The organism is uncultured Aquimonas sp. (assembly GCF_937888285.1).
Taxonomy (GTDB): Bacteria; Pseudomonadota; Gammaproteobacteria; order Xanthomonadales; family Xanthomonadaceae; genus Aquimonas.
This window is the reverse complement of sequence record NZ_CALART010000015.1, coordinates 105,635-120,471: the sequence shown is the minus strand read 5'-3', so window position 1 is coordinate 120,471 and position 14,837 is coordinate 105,635. Positions and strand designations below refer to the sequence as shown.

Annotated in this window: 13 protein-coding genes; 11 read left to right on the top strand and 2 right to left on the bottom strand. The window is 69.1% G+C overall.

Annotated features, from left to right (window positions below; all coding sequences use genetic code 11):
* The first annotated feature begins 71 nt into the window (after window positions 1-71).
* The 5 genes from Q0654_RS05105 (at window position 72) to Q0654_RS05085 (ending at window position 5,545) form a co-directional block, all read left to right on the top strand.
* Window positions 72-368, top strand: coding sequence for a DUF493 domain-containing protein (locus Q0654_RS05105; protein WP_298851147.1), 297 nt, complete (start codon window positions 72-74; stop codon window positions 366-368).
* The gene (gene lipB / locus Q0654_RS05100; RefSeq protein ID WP_298851145.1) at window positions 365-1,060 is read left to right on the top strand and encodes a lipoyl(octanoyl) transferase LipB; all 696 of its coding nucleotides are present in this window, start codon (window positions 365-367) and stop codon (window positions 1,058-1,060) included. Before Q0654_RS05105 ends, lipB begins: the two co-directional genes overlap by 4 nt.
* The gene (gene lipA, locus Q0654_RS05095; protein WP_298851142.1) at window positions 1,057-2,049 is read left to right on the top strand and encodes a lipoyl synthase; all 993 of its coding nucleotides are present in this window, start codon (window positions 1,057-1,059) and stop codon (window positions 2,047-2,049) included. Before lipB ends, lipA begins: the two co-directional genes overlap by 4 nt.
* 230 nt (window positions 2,050-2,279) lie before the next feature.
* On the top strand, window positions 2,280-4,457 hold the full coding sequence (locus Q0654_RS05090; protein ID WP_298851140.1) for a carboxy terminal-processing peptidase: 2,178 nt from the start codon (window positions 2,280-2,282) through the stop codon (window positions 4,455-4,457).
* An 83-nt stretch (window positions 4,458-4,540) separates the two neighbouring features.
* Window positions 4,541-5,545 (top strand): metal-dependent hydrolase, encoded by a 1,005-nt coding sequence (locus Q0654_RS05085; RefSeq protein ID WP_298851137.1) that lies wholly within the window; start codon window positions 4,541-4,543, stop codon window positions 5,543-5,545.
* A gap of 476 nt (window positions 5,546-6,021) precedes the next feature.
* Here the strand turns inward: Q0654_RS05085 and lrp are convergent, their stop codons facing one another.
* The gene (gene lrp, locus Q0654_RS05080) at window positions 6,022-6,510 is read right to left on the bottom strand and encodes a leucine-responsive transcriptional regulator Lrp (RefSeq protein ID WP_298851134.1); all 489 of its coding nucleotides are present in this window, start codon (window positions 6,508-6,510) and stop codon (window positions 6,022-6,024) included.
* Window positions 6,511-6,703: 193 nt separating this feature from the next.
* Here lrp and ald point away from each other — a divergent pair, with 193 nt between their 5' ends.
* Entirely contained in the window at window positions 6,704-7,822 is a 1,119-nt protein-coding gene (gene ald, locus Q0654_RS05075) for an alanine dehydrogenase (protein WP_298851132.1), read from the top strand.
* Between the two features lie 391 nt (window positions 7,823-8,213).
* Here the strand turns inward: ald and Q0654_RS05070 are convergent, their stop codons facing one another.
* On the bottom strand, window positions 8,214-9,836 hold the full coding sequence (locus Q0654_RS05070) for a hypothetical protein (RefSeq protein ID WP_298851131.1): 1,623 nt from the start codon (window positions 9,834-9,836) through the stop codon (window positions 8,214-8,216).
* 72 nt (window positions 9,837-9,908) lie between these two features.
* Here Q0654_RS05070 and glyA point away from each other — a divergent pair, with 72 nt between their 5' ends.
* The 5 genes from glyA (at window position 9,909) to Q0654_RS05045 (ending at window position 14,745) form a co-directional block, all read left to right on the top strand.
* Complete coding sequence (glyA, locus tag Q0654_RS05065) at window positions 9,909-11,177, top strand: serine hydroxymethyltransferase (protein ID WP_298851130.1); 1,269 nt, start codon at window positions 9,909-9,911, stop codon at window positions 11,175-11,177.
* 223 nt (window positions 11,178-11,400) lie between these two features.
* A complete protein-coding gene (nrdR, locus tag Q0654_RS05060; protein WP_298851129.1) occupies window positions 11,401-11,925 on the top strand; it encodes a transcriptional regulator NrdR in 525 nt (174 codons plus the stop codon).
* Complete coding sequence (locus Q0654_RS05055) at window positions 11,922-12,476, top strand: GNAT family N-acetyltransferase (protein WP_298851128.1); 555 nt, start codon at window positions 11,922-11,924, stop codon at window positions 12,474-12,476. The genes nrdR and Q0654_RS05055 overlap by 4 nt, the downstream gene beginning before the upstream one ends.
* A 187-nt stretch (window positions 12,477-12,663) precedes the next feature.
* Window positions 12,664-13,779 (top strand): bifunctional diaminohydroxyphosphoribosylaminopyrimidine deaminase/5-amino-6-(5-phosphoribosylamino)uracil reductase RibD, encoded by a 1,116-nt coding sequence (gene ribD, locus Q0654_RS05050; protein WP_343230120.1) that lies wholly within the window; start codon window positions 12,664-12,666, stop codon window positions 13,777-13,779.
* A 303-nt stretch (window positions 13,780-14,082) separates the two neighbouring features.
* Window positions 14,083-14,745 (top strand): riboflavin synthase, encoded by a 663-nt coding sequence (locus Q0654_RS05045; RefSeq protein ID WP_298851125.1) that lies wholly within the window; start codon window positions 14,083-14,085, stop codon window positions 14,743-14,745.
* Window positions 14,746-14,837 lie beyond the last annotated feature (92 nt).

Genomic DNA, 14,837 nt, shown 5'->3' with positions numbered 1-14,837 from the left:
GCCTGCGCCGCTGCGCGGGCACGACCCCGGCCTTGCTTGGGAATCCACATCGCCGCCCCGATAATGCGGCGATGAACAGCCAGCCCCCATCGCCTTTCGGCGGCGCGCCCGAGCAGCGCGGCTTCGAATTTCCCTGCAGCGTCGAGATCACCGCGGTCGGTCTGGCCGCGCCGGACTGGGTCGAGCGCGTCACCGGCGCGATCACCGCGGCCGGGCTGGCGCTGGATCCCGACAGCGTGCGCTCGCGCGATTCCTCGGGCGGCAAGTACCAGTCGGTCACGCTCGCCTTCCACGCCGAGGCGCGCGAGCACTACGAGGCTGCACACGCCGCGCTGCGCGCACTGCCCGGCATCAAGTGGACGCTGTGAGCTCGCTGCAGGTCTGCCAGCTGGGGCGCCAGCCGTATGAACCGGTCTGGCGGGCCATGCAGGCCTATACCGACCAGCGCGGGCCGGACAGCCCGGACCAGCTCTGGCTGGTCGAGCACGAGCCGGTGTTCACCCTCGGCCAGGCCGGCAAGCCCGAGCACGTGCTGCTGCCTGGAGACATCCCGGTGGTGCGCGTCGACCGCGGCGGCCAGGTGACCTACCACGGCCCCGGCCAGCTGGTCGCCTATCCGCTGCTCGACCTGCGCCGCCTCGGCATCGGCGTGCGCGAGCTGGTCTGCCGCATCGAGACGGCGACCATCGATGCGCTCGCCCAGTGGGGCGTCAAGGCGCATCGCGTCGATGGCGCGCCCGGCATCTACGTCGAGGGCGCCAAGGTCATGGCGCTCGGTCTGCGCGTGCGCCGCGGCTGCAGCTTCCACGGGTTGGCCTTCAACGTGGCCATGGACCTGTCGCCCTATGTCCGCATCAACCCCTGCGGCTACCAGGGGCTGGCGGTGACCCAGCTGCTAGACTTGGGCGGTCCCGACACCCTCGAAGCCGCCGCCGCCGTGCTGGTGTCGGCCCTGGCCCGCGTGTTCGGGCTGGACCCTGTCGAGACACCCGCGCCGGATCTGACCGCGCTCGCCGCGCAGGCCGCCGTCGCCACTTCCCCAGAGCCGAGCCCCGCATGAGCGATATCGCCACCAAGCCCGAGTCCCGCGAGATCCCGCTGCTGGTGATGGGCGAAAAGCAGCTCGGCGAAACCAAGATCGCGCGCAGCCCGGTCAAGTTCGACGAGGCACCCACCCTGCGCAAGCCGAGCTGGATCCGCGTGCGCCTGCCTTCCGGCAACGCCGTGCAGCAGCTCAAGTCGCGGCTGCGCGAGAACGCCCTGGTCACGGTCTGCGAAGAAGCGAGCTGCCCGAACATCCACGAGTGCTTCAGCCACGGCACCGCGACCTTCATGATCCTGGGCGAGGTCTGCACCCGCCGCTGCAGCTTCTGCGATGTGGCCCACGGCCGGCCCAAGCCGCCGGACGCGGCCGAACCCTTCAAGCTCGCGCAGACGATCGCCGACATGCGGCTGAAGTACGTCGTGATCACCTCGGTCGATCGCGACGACCTGCGCGACGGCGGCGCCCAGCACTTCGTCGACTGCATCCGCGAAACCCGCGCGCTGTCGCCCAACATCAAGGTCGAGATCCTCACCCCGGACTTCCGCGGCAAGGGCCGCATGGACCGCGCGCTGGAGATCCTGGCGACGAACCCGCCGGACGTGTTCAACCACAATCTGGAAACCGTCCGCGAGCTCTACACCAATGTCCGCCCCGGCGCCGACTACGACTGGTCGCTGCAGCTGCTGAAGCGCTTCAAGGCCCAGCATCCGGACGTGGCAACCAAGTCCGGGATCATGCTCGGCCTGGGTGAGGACATGGACCAGGTCGTCGGCGCGCTGCGCGATCTGCGCGATCACGATGTCGACATGGTCACCATCGGCCAGTACCTGCAGCCCACCCCGCACCACCATCCGGTGATGCGCTACTGGCACCCCGACGAGTTCGCCGAGCTCGAGCGCATCGGCCTCGACATGGGCTTCACCCACGTCGCGTCCGGCCCGCTGGTGCGATCGAGCTATCACGCCGACCGCATGGCCAAGGACGCGGGATTCGTCGAACTCTGAACCGCTCGCGCCCGGTCTGCCCTTCGGCACACGCCGTGCCGACATCCGCGGGTGCAGGGTAGGGGTGTCTGAATCGCCCCGGAGGCTCGCGGGAACTCCGTCCCCGCTGCGGACTCCGTGCGGTCCTTCGCCGATTTCGTGCGCCCGAGCCGTCGCCCCGACGGTGCCGGGCTGGCATGATCGGTCCGCGGCCCCGCGTGGGCTCCGACCTCGACCTCAAGGTGCATGGCATGCGTTCTCCGGTTTCCCGTTTCGCCCCCCTGCTGCTGGCCCTGCTGCTGCCGCTGGCGCCGCTGTCGGCCAAGACCGAGCGCAGCCGCGTCGACGCGCTTTCGCTCGAGCCCAATGCCCAGCAGACCGAGGCCGCGCGCTGGATGGCGCAGCTGGTCAGCAACTCGCGCTTCCACTACAGCCCACAGAAGCTCGACGATGCCCTGTCGGAGCAGATCTTCGACCGCTACCTGGAATCGCTGGACGGCGACAAGCTGTTCCTGCTGGCCGATGACGTGGCGGCCTTCGAGTCCTACCGCCTGCAGATGGACGAGGCGATCCTCAGCGGTCGTCTGGCGCCGGCCTTCGAGATCTTCAAGGTCTACCGGCAGCGGGTCGAGGAGCGCACCCGCGCCCTGCGCGAGGCACTGAAACAGGATTTCGATTTCAGCGTCGACGAGAGCTACAGCTTCGACCGCAAGGACGCCGCCTGGGCGACCAGCAGCGAGGAACTCGACGAGCTGTGGCGGCTGCGGGTCAAGAATGACGCCCTGCGCCTGGTGCTGGCCGGCCGCGAGATCGACAAGATCCGCGAGACGCTCGACAAGCGCTACAAGAACTTCGGCGAGCGCGTGCGCCAGATCGACGCCGAGGACGTGTTCCAGACCTTCATGAACGCCTATGCCGGCGCGATCGAGCCGCATACGGCCTACATGAATCCGCGCACCTCCGAGAACTTCAACATCTCCATGCGCCTGTCGCTGGAGGGCATCGGCGCGGTGCTGAGCCGCAGCGACGAGGAGTTCACCGTGGTCCGCTCGGTGGTGCCGGGTGGCCCGGCCGCGCTGTCCGGCAAGATCAAGCCCGGCGACCGCATCCTCGCGGTGGGCCAGGGCGAATCGGGGCCGATGGTCGACGTGGTCGGCTGGCGACTCGACGATGTTGTCGACCTGATCCGCGGCCCCGCCGACTCGGTGGTGCGCCTCGACGTGCTGCCGGCCGAGGTCGGCATCGACGGCGAACACGTGCTGCTTTCGCTGTCGCGGCAGAAGGTCAAGCTGGAGGAGCAGGCGGCCAAGAAGCAGGTCATCGAGATGGGGGAGGGCGAGGACGCGCGCCGCGTCGGCGTGATTTCTCTGCCGGCCTTCTACCAGGACTTCGAAGGCCGTCGTCGCGACGAGCCCGACTACCGCTCGGCCACCCGCGATGTCGCCCGCCTGCTGGAAGAGCTGAAGGCCGAAAACGTCGAGGGCGTGGTCATCGACCTGCGCAACAACGGCGGGGGTTCCCTCAACGAGGCCGTCGAGCTGACGGGTCTGTTCATCGACACCGGCCCGGTGGTGCAGGTCAAGGATGCGGGACGGCGCGTGTCCATCGAAACCGACCGCAAGCCCGGCGTGGCCTGGGATGGCCCGGTTGCGGTGCTGATCAACCGTGCGTCCGCCTCGGCTTCGGAGATTTTCGCCGGCGCGATCCAGGATTACGGCCGCGGCCTGATCATGGGCGAGCCCACCTTCGGCAAGGGCACCGTGCAGAACCTGGTCGACCTCGACGCGTTCTCGCGCGAGAACCCGGGCCTCGGCCACCTCAAGATCACCGTCGCGCAGTTCTTCCGCATCGCCGGCGGCAGCACCCAGCACAAGGGCGTGGTGCCCGACATCGCGTTTCCGGTGACCTGGGACGCGACCGAGTATGGCGAGAGCGTGTACGACAACGCGCTGCCCTGGGCGGCGATCGCCCCGGCCAAGTTCGACAGCTACGGCGACTTCAAGCCGATGCTGCCTCTGCTGAAGAGCAAGCACGAGGCGCGCATCGCCCAGGACCAGGAATTCCAGTGGTGGATCGAGGACGTCAACGAGTACCGCGAGCTGCGTGAGCGCAAGACGCTGTCGCTCAACGAGGCCACGCGTCGCGCCGAGCGTGAGCGCGAGGAAGCCCGCCGCACCGCGCGGGAGGCCCAGCGCAAGGCGCTGGGTCAGGAGGTCGACGAGGATGCCGTCGCGACGCTCGACGACGGTCTGCAGGCCGATGAACGTCCGATCGAGGCGGACGAGGACAGCGCGGAGGAGAAGCCCGATGCGCTGGTCCGCGAGACGGCTCACCTGCTGATCGACGCCATCGACCTGCTGCGCGCCGACTCCAAGCTGGCGGCGCGCGTCATCCCGGACTCCAGTCCGCTCAAGGTTGCGCTCGACTGAGCGGATGCCTGAAGCCCGGCCCGTGCGCGCCCTCCTGGGCTTCGCGCACGGGCAGCCGCTGGTCTTGAGGGAGCCGCAAGCGCATGGATTCGCTGAGCCAACTGCTGCTGGGCGCGGCCTGCACGGCTGCCTGTGTGCCCGCGCGCCATCGCCGTGCCGGGCTGCTGGTCGGGGCGGCCTTGGGCACCCTGCCGGATCTCGACGTCATCCCGCTGTCCTTCTTCGATCTTGACCCGGTGCAGCAGATGACCCTGCACCGCGGCGCCTCGCATTCGCTGTTCCTGCTGCCCCTGCTGGCCTTGTCGATATGGGCGCTGCTGCGACGATGGGCACCGGTGCGCGAGGCGCCGCGCGCCTGGCTGGCCGGCATCGCGCTCGCCCTGTTCACCCATCCGCTGCTGGATGCCCTGACCGTCTACGGTACCCAGCTGGTGTGGCCGCTGCAGCCGCACCCGGCGATGTGGGCCTCGCTGTTCATCATCGATCCGCTGTACACCGTGCCGCTGCTGATCGGCTGTGCGCTGGGCTGGCTGCTGCGCCACCGCCCCGCGGGCACGCGCGCGGTACTGGCCGGGCTGATCCTGTCGACCGGCTATATCGGCTGGTCGCTCACCGCCAAGGCCGTGGTCGAGCGCGAGGTCGAGCGCAGCCTCGCCGGCACCGGCCATGAGGATGCGCCGCGCTTTTCCGTGCCCATGCCGTTCCAGACCCTGCTCTGGCGGGTGGTGGTGATGACACCCGATGGCTTCCTGGAGGGCGAGCGCTCGCTGTGGGCCGATACCGGCCCGATCCGCTTCCGTGAATACCGCAGCGATGTCGCGGCGCTGGACGCGGTGCGCGCGCTGCCGGCGGTGCAGCGCCTGCTGTGGTTCAACCGCGGCTTCATGAAGGCCGAGGTGCGCGAGGGGCAGGTCGTGCTGTCCGATCTGCGCATGGGTGCCGAGCCCGACTACAGCTTCAACTTCGCGGTGGCGCGGGTGACCGAGGGTGGAATTGAAGAGATCCGCCCCGAGCAGCTGTCCTGGCCCTGGCAGGCGAGGCGCCGGTTGGGCGAGATGTGGACGCGGATCTGGGTGCAGCCGGTCTGAGCCGGGATTGGGGGTGAGATGGCTCGTTTGCGCGGCACTGCCGCGCGAGCCATCGAACGCCTGAGCGCTGTGCGCGAGGGCCGGGGCCGCAGGCAGATGGCTCGTTTGCGCGGCACTGCCGCGCGAGCCATCGAACGCCTGAGCGCTGTGCGCGAGGGCCGAGCGGGATTCGTAGAGCAGGGTCGCGCAAGGGTTCCCGCCAGGCGCAGGCACTGGGCGCGGTAGATGGAAGACTGGTGAGTGGGCTGCATGAGCTCGCCGATCGTCTCCCCTCTCCCCTTGTGGGAGAGGGGCTGGGGGAGAGGGGGGTGAACCTTGCGACAAGGACTCCCTCTGCCCGACAGGCCTTCGCTTTGCTTGGACGCCAGAGAGCGCGTCCCTCAGGCGGAGAGGGGAGTACGGCCATCGGCCGCTCGAACACGACGCGAGGCAGGCTTGCCAATCCCGAATCCCCAATCCCCAATCCCCAATCCCCGCTACCCATCCACCTCCAGCTCCAGCGTCTCCTTGACCTCCTCCATCACCGCATAGCTGCGCGAGCCGGAGACATGCGGCAGGGTCAGCAGGGTCTCGCCCAGCAGGCGGCGATAGGCGGCCATGTCGGGCACGCGGGCCTTGATCAGGTAGTCGAAGTCACCCGACACCAGGTGGCATTCCAGCACCTGCGGCAGCACCACCACGGCGCGCTTGAACTCCTCGAAAACCTCCATCGCCGTGCGCAGCAGGCGGATCTCGACGAAGACCAGCAGGCCGGCGCCCATGCGGCCGGGGTCGAGGCGCGCGTGGTAGCCGCGGATGTAGCCCTCGTCCTCCAGCTTCTTGACTCGCTCAAGACAGGGCGTGGGCGACAGGCCGACACGCTTGGCCAGCTCGACATTGGCCAGACGGCCATCGCGCTGGAGTTCGCGCAGGATCCGGCGATCGATCTTATCCAGTTGATTTAAAACTACTTTCTTCTGCTTCACGGAGATCCTGCTGCGAAGTCGCGCTTGTGCCGACGATTCGGCGGTCGATCCTCAATCTACAGCAGGAAACTCTGGAGATCCGCGCCTAGACTTCGCGGCTGTTTTGCCTTGGACGCTTGGGGCAGCGGATCTGCTCTGTTGCGGCGCGTCATGGCAGGGCATTCCTCTCATCCACCGCATCGAGGTCGCAGCCATGCTGATCGGCGTTCCCAAGGAAATCAAAAACCACGAGTACCGCGTCGGCATGGTCCCGGCCTCGGTCCGCGAACTGGTGCAGCACGGCCATCAGGTCGTGGTCGAAGCGAATGCCGGTGCCGGTATCGGCTGCTCGGACGCCGACTACGTCGCCGCCGGTGCCACGGTGCTGGCCACGGCCGACGAGGTCTTCGCCCGCGCCGAGATGATCGTCAAGGTCAAGGAGCCGCAGGCCGTCGAGCGCGCCCGCCTGCGCGAGGGCCAGGTGCTGTTCACCTACCTGCACCTGGCGCCGGACTGGCCGCAGACCGAAGACCTGATCAAGTCCAAGGCCACCTGCATCGCTTACGAGACCGTCACCGCCGCCAACGGCAGCCTGCCGCTGCTGGCGCCGATGTCGGAAGTGGCTGGCCGCATGTCGATCCAGGCCGGCGCCACCGCCCTGCAGAAGGCCAATGGCGGCCGCGGCATGCTGCTCGGCGGCGTGCCGGGCGTGGAGCCCGCCAAGGTCGTCATCCTCGGCGGTGGCGTGGTTGGCGCGAATGCCGCGCTGATGGCGGTGGGCCTGGGCGCCCAGGTGGTGATCCTCGACCGCAACGTCGACGTGCTGCGTCGCCTGGTCGCCCAGTTTGGCACCCGCGTCGAGACCGTGTTCTCCAGCGCCGACGCGGTCGAGCGCCACGTGCTGACGGCCGATCTTGTGATTGGCGGCGTGCTGATCCCGGGTGCTGCGGCGCCCAAGCTGGTCAGCGCCGATCTGGTCCGCCGCATGAAGCCGGGCGCAGCCGTCGTCGACGTCGCCATCGATCAGGGCGGCTGCTTCGAGACCGCGCATGCCACCACCCATGCCGATCCGACCTACATCGTCGACGACGTTGTGCACTACTGCGTGGCCAACATGCCGGGCGCGGTGCCGCGCACCAGCACCTTCGCGCTCAACAACGCGACCCTGCCTTTCATCCTCGAACTGGCGAACAAGGGCGCCAAGCGCGCCATGGCCGAGAACGTGCACCTGCTGCGCGGCCTGAACGTGCATGCCGGCCACGTGACCTACCAGCCGGTGGCGGAAGGTTTCAAACTGCCCTACGTGCCGGCGGAGCAGGCGCTGGCTCTCTGAGGAAGATCCAACGCTGCGCTTGAGGCGCCGCTCGCTCGCTTCCAACTCGGAGGTGAGACACCCAAGCCCTTTCGCGAACAGCTGATCGCAGCCCCCGCGAGTCGCGAACAGCCCGGCCATGCCGGGCTGTTCGCGTTTTCCGACCGGCATAGCGACCCCTGCTTCGTCGCCCCCGCGAAGGCGGGGGCCCAGGGCCGGACTTGCAGTAGCGGCAAGAGCCCTGGATCCCCGCCTTCGCGGGGATGACGAATCCGAAGTTTCTTCGGGAACACCCGACCCGCGAAGCGGGGCCAAGAAGCTCCCTACCTGCAGGAGCGAGGGGGCAAGCACGGCCGTGCGTCACAGCAGCCGAGGCTTGATGCCGAGCCCGCTGGGTTTTGGGCCCAGCGTGTCAGGCGGGGTGCGGCTGCACGCTTGCCAGGAAATCGGCAAAAGCCTGCTGCGTTTCGGCACGCGCATACAGGCGTGGCGCGCGCTCGAGCAGATGCGCACGAAGTGCGTCGCGTAGCGCGGCGTCGGTACCGAGGCGATGCGCGATCCGCACCATGTCGGTGGCATCGCGCGCGATCAGCTCGGACGTGTCCAGCCACTTCAGCAGGGCGGCGGTCTGGCGTGAGCGCATCGTCGGGCCCTCGACCGCCACAATCGGCAGCCCCTGCGGCAGCAGATCGAGCGCACTCATTCCGCCCGACCAGCCCAGCGTGTCAAGCCCGAAATCACAGGCAGCGGCCAGGGCCTGGAAGCGCTCCAGCGGCATCAGCGCATGGGTCAGCACGCGCGCATCCATGTCCACGCCCACGCCCTCGAAGGCCGGCCGCATGCGCGCGCGCAGATCGGCGATGTGTTCCTCGCCGACCAGTGGGGTCAGGTGCAGGCGGGCCTGCGGCAGCGCCCGCAGGATCCGCGCGAACACCGCGTCCTGCGCTGGCAGCAGCTTGAATGCGGCCTGCGCGCAGAGAATCTCGAGGCCGCCGGGTTCGCTGCGTCGCAGGCCTTCCGGCGCTTCAGCCGCCACGCGCGCCGGCGCCGGCGCGAGGCCATGGCCCAAGCCCGGCAGGCGCACCAGAGCCTCGTGGTAATGACTGGCCGCATCGCGCGGCTCCAGCGCATCGGGCACCAGGGCGTAGTCGATCGTCGGCAGGCCGGTGGTCACTGGATGCCCCCACAGGCAGGCCTGCACCGGCGCGAGACGCAGCGCAGCCAGGCCCTGGTGCATCGGGTGCATGCCGATCTCCGGGTAGACGATCAGGTCCGGCGCAAGCGCGGCCAGCAGAGCCCGCCACTGCGGTGCGGGCCGCGGCCCGGGGTGGTGCGTGCCGGCCGCCTGCAGGCGCGCCTGCCATTCGGCGGCGCCGGGTTCAAGGTCAAGGAAATGGACCTCGAACCGCTCGCGGTCCAGGCCCTCGAACAGGGGCAGGAACAGACGTGCCACGGTGTGCTCGCGGAAGTGGGCGCTGACCACGGCGATGCGGCGCCTGCCCGTACGCAGCGGGCGCGGCGGCAGGCCGGGGTCGAGCGCCGCCATCATCCGCGCCACGAGGCGCCCGTAGCGACGCATCTCCGGCACCGCGTCCTCGAGGTAGTGCAGGTAGAAGGGCGTGACGCTGCCGACGCAGCCCCAGACCTGGGCCGCCAGTTCGGGCCGGCGAAAGTCCTGCGATTCGAACCAGCGCAGGCCCTCGCGCCAGCGCTGCACGAATGCGAACTGCTCGGCTTCGCTGGTCGGGCTCGGGTCGAGCGGGTACTGGAAAGCGAGCCAGCGCGCGGCCAGAAAACCCGGATCGCGACGCAAGGCCGCGTCCAGCGCCCGGTGGCCCTCGCGGAATCGAAAGCCCGAGAAGCATTCGAAGGCCCAGTCCATCGCCGAGTACACGTCGGTGCTGGCTTCGGCACGCAGCTGGGCAGCCTGTCGCCGCGCCGGGCTGCCGGCGCGCTCGGCGGCACGCAGCGCCGCGTAGTCGGGCAGGGCGCCGCCAGGGGGCGCCGTGCTGGGGATTCCATCCGGATGTGACATGCGCGAATTTCGGGGGCCAAACCCCGGCACGGTATCATCGGCGGCCTCCCTCCCAGCGCCGGTGACCGCCCCATGTTCGCGTCCTCCATGAAGATCGAAGGCTATGACCCCGAACTCGCCGCGGCCATGGCCGCCGAGCGCCAGCGCCAGGAGGACCACGTCGAACTGATCGCGTCCGAGAATTACGCCAGCCCGCGCGTGCTCGAAGCCCAGGGCAGCGTGCTGACCAACAAGTACGCCGAGGGCTATCCGGGCAAGCGCTACTACGGCGGCTGCGAGCACGTCGACGTCGCCGAGAAGCTGGCCATCGAGCGCTGCAAGGCGCTGTTCGGCGCCGACTACGCCAATGTGCAGCCGCACTCGGGCAGCCAGGCCAACCAGGGCGTGTTCCTGGCCCTGCTGCAGCCGGGCGACACCATCCTCGGCATGAGCCTCGCCCACGGTGGCCATCTCACCCACGGCGCCAAGGTCAATGCCTCCGGCAAGCTGTTCAACGCCGTGCAGTACGGCGTCAACGAGCACGGCCTGATCGACATGGACGAGGTCGAGAAGCTCGCCATCGAGCACAAGCCAAAGATGATCATCGCCGGCTTCTCGGCCTACTCGCAGGTGATGGACTGGGCGCGCTTCCGCGCCATCGCCGACAAGGTCGGCGCCTACTTGTTCGTCGACATGGCGCACATCGCCGGTCTGGTCGCCGCGGGCGTCTACCCGAACCCGTTGCCGCATGCGCATGTCGTCACCAGCACCACCCACAAGACCCTGCGCGGACCGCGCGGCGGCATCATCGTGTTCAGCCGCGAAGGCGCCGGCGACAAGGCCGAGGAGCTGGAGAAAAAGCTGCAGAGCATCGTCTTCCCCGGCATCCAGGGCGGCCCGCTGATGCACGTCATCGCCGCCAAGGCGGTGGCCTTCAAGGAGGCGCTGGAGCCCGAGTTCAAGGCCTACCAGCAGCAGGTGGTGAAGAACGCGCAGGCGATGGCGAGAACGCTGATGTCGCGCGGCTACAAGATCGTGTCGGGCGGCACCGAAAACCACCTGATGCTCATCGACCTGATCGGCCGCGAGGTCAGCGGCAAGGATGCCGAAGCCGCACTCGGCAAGGCGCACATCACGGTCAACAAGAACTCGGTCCCGAACGACCCGCGCTCGCCCTTCGTCACCTCCGGCCTGCGCATCGGCACCCCCGCCGTCACCACCCGCGGCTACACCGAAGCCGACTGCGTCGAGCTGGCCAACTGCATCGCTGACGTCCTGGATGCCCCAGCCGACGAGGCGGTGCTGGCCCGCGTGCGCGAGGCGGTGAGCGCGCAGTGCCGGAAGTATCGGGTGTATCAGTGAGGCCGGGATTCGGGATTCGGGATTCGGGATTCGCTAGAGCCGGGTGTGGCAAAGGGCGAGGGTCCTCCATGCCGGTCGGTGAAGCCACTGCATTTCGAGCCAAGCTTGGAGCGCTGCGATCCAGCTCCCCTCAGTCCGCTCTTGCGAATCCCGAATCCCGAATCCCAAATCCCGGGCCGGCCCACACGCTCGACAAGAACCTAACCCAAGATCGCCGGCCCTGATGCGCTGCCCCTTCTGCCAGCACGAGGACAGTCGCGTCGTTGACAGTCGGGTCAGCGAGGACGGCGGCAGCATTCGCCGGCGGCGCGAGTGTCCGGCCTGCGGCGAGCGCTTTTCGACGCTGGAGACGGTGGAAATCAAGCTTCCGGCGATCGTCAAGAGCGATGGCCGGCGCGAGGCGTTCGATGAGCGCAAGCTGCGCGGCAGCCTCGGCAAGGCCCTGCAGAAGCGGCCGGTGTCCGAGGCGCAGATCGATGAGGCCGTGCGCGGGCTGGTGCGCCAGCTGCGGCTCTCTGGCGAGCGCGAGCTGCCCTCGCGCCAGCTCGGCGAATGGGTGATGGAGGCCCTGCGCGAGCTGGACCAGGTGGCCTATGTGCGCTTCGCCTCGGTGTATCGTCGCTTCGAGGACGTGCAGGCCTTCCGCGAGGAGATCGAAAAGCTCGAACGCGAGCTGCCCGGCCTCGACAAGGTGCAGCTGCCCCTGCTGCAAGACCTGCCGCCCACGCCCACGCGAGGTCGCAAATGAGCGAGTCGCCCGATTCACCGCAGCCGGCGGCGCCGACGCCCGACTACCGCATCACCTGGCTGTCGGCGCACCGTGACCTGGTGCCCACGCTTGCGGCCTGGCACTACGACGCCTTCCGCCACTACGTGCCGAACTGGAGCGTTGCCGCCGCCGCGGCCGAACTCGCCACCCACCGTCTGCACGATCTGCCCTGCACCCTGGTCGCGATCAGCGAGGAGGGCGAGGCCCTGGGCTCGGTCAGCCTGCTGGTGGAGGATCCGCCCGGTGGCGCCGAGCACGCCCCCTGGCTCGCCAATTTCTTCGTGCGCCCGGATCTGCGCGGGCGCGGCATCGGTCGCGCCCTGATGCAGCGCGCCAGCAGCGAAGCCTTCGACATGGGCCACGCCTACCTGCACCTGTGGACCCGCGACCAGGCGCCGTACTACGAGCGCCACGGCTGGGAGCGCGTCGGCGTGGTGCGCCTGCCGGTCGGGCCGGCGATCCTGATGCGCACGCGCACCCATCCCAATGCGCCGGAGCCCGAGCTGCCCGCCGAGGGCGCGGAACCCTGATCCGAAGCGTGCTGAGAGACCCGCGGCGCATGGATGACGCGTCCACACCCGGCATGCCCGAAGTTGTTGGGTGGCGCGGATCTCCACTCTGAGTCAGCTCGCGCCCGGACCGTCCCGACCCCGCAACGACGCAGGCCTCTACCCGCGCAGACACTTCGTCTTCCAGACGACTTCAGGCTCACCGGCTGTGAATCCCCAACCCCCACTCCCCAATCCCCGCTTCTCAGCCACCGACCACGCCCACATGGCCCGGGCCCTGCGTCTGGCCGCGCGCGGGCTGTTCACCACCCAGCCGAATCCGCGGGTGGGCTGCGTGATCGCGCGCGGCGATGAGGTGCTGGGCGAGGGCTGGCATGTCCGCGCCGGCGGTCCGCATGCGGAGGTACATGCGCTGCGCGCGGCCGGCGAGTCGGCGCGCGGCGCCACCGCTTACGTCACGCTGGAGCCCTGCGGCCTGCACGGGCGCACGCCCCCCTGCGCGGATGCGCTGATCGCCGCCGGCGTGGCGCGGGTGGTGATCGCCTGCGAAGACGCCTTCCAGCGGGAGGGCGGGGCGGTGGAGCGCATGCGTGCGGCCGGCATCGAGATCGTCTCCGGCCTGATGCGCGAGGACGCGCGCGAGTTGAACATCGGCTTCTTCAGCCGGATCGAGATCGGGCGACCCTTCCTGCGGCTCAAGCTCGCGGCCAGCCTGGACGGGCGCATCGCGCTGGCCTCGGGTGCGTCGAAGTGGATCACCGGCGAGGCTGCGCGCGCCGACGTGCAGCGCTGGCGCGCGCGGTCTTCGGCCATCCTCACCGGCAGCGGTACCGCGCTGGCGGATGATCCGAAGCTCACCGTCCGCCTCGCCGACACCGAATGCGTGCCGCCGCTGCGCGTGCTGCTGGATCGCGAGCTGCGCCTGCCGCGCTCGGCCAACCTGCTGGCGGATGGCGCCGCACCGACCCTGGTGTTTCACGCCGACCGCATCGACGCGCCCGCAGACTTTGGCCCTTGGGTGCAGCACCTCGGCGTGGCCGAAGGCGAACACGGGCTTGATCTCGATGCGGTGCTTGCGGAGCTCGCGCGGCGCGGGGTCAATGAGTTGCTGGCGGAATGCGGTCCGAGGCTTGCTGGCGCGCTGCTGCGCGGAGGTTTCGTCGATGAGCTGCTGCTCTACCAGGCGCCGATGCTGCTTGGCGGCGACGCGCGGCCGATGCTGGACACGCTGGGCCTGCAGCGCCTTGATCAGCACGCCCGCTGGCGGCTGATCGAGCGCCGGCAGGTCGGCGTCGACCAGCGCCTGCGCCTGCGGCCCGTGTGACCCTGCTAACCGCATAGGGTGGGCCCTGGCCCACCATGGCATTGAATTGCGCGACGGGCTCGATTCCCGAGCGTGCCGTGTCAGTGCAGCATGGACCGAAGCGAGCGTTGAGCGCCGGTGGGCCAGGGCCCACCCTATGCGGGTCGCGTTGATCGGCAGCATGCGCTTCGAAGGATCGAAGTGTTCCTAAATTGATGCCGCTTCCCCGGCCCTCGCGCATGGCGCTCGGGCGCTCGTCGGCTGGCGTGGCAGTGCCGCGCCAGCGAGCCTCCTCACCCCAATCCCCAATCCCGGCTCCCAACCATGTTCACTGGAATCATCGAATCCGTCGGCCGCATCCGCGCGCTGGAGCCTGTAGGCGGCGACGTGCGCCTGCACATCGACACCGGCACGCTCGCCATGCATGACGTGGTGCTGGGCGAAAGCATCGCGGTCAGCGGCGTCTGCCTGACCGTGATCGCCTTCGATGCTGCGAGCTTCGCGGCGGACGTCTCCAACGAGACGCTCTCGCGCACCACGCTCGGCGGCCTCGTGCCCGGTTCGGCGGTCAACCTCGAGCGCGCCATGCGCGCCGACGGCCGCTTCGGCGGGCACATGGTCTCGGGCCACGTCGACGGCGTCGGCGAAGTCGTGTCCGTCACCGATGACGCGCGCTCGCAGCGATGGCGTTTCCGCGTGCCGGCGACGCTCGCCCGCTACATCGCCGAAAAGGGCTCGGTCTGCATCGAAGGCACCAGCCTCACGGTCAACACCGTCGAAGGCGCCGAGTTCGAGGTCAATCTCGTGCCCCACACCGTCGCCCACACCAACTTCGGTGCGCTCGGCGCTGGCGCGCGGGTGAATATCGAGGTGGACCTGGTGGCGAGGTATCTTGAGCGGCTGGTCGCCGCTCGGGATTCGGGATTCGGGAGTCGGGATTCGGGATTCGGGATTCGGGATTCGTCAGAAGCCGGGGGCTCCGACTGAACGAAAGTCCGGCGCCTGACGTCTTTGGTTCATTGCCTCGGATCGATGCTCGACATCGGGCGTGCCTCAAGCTGTTCCTAACGAATCCCAAA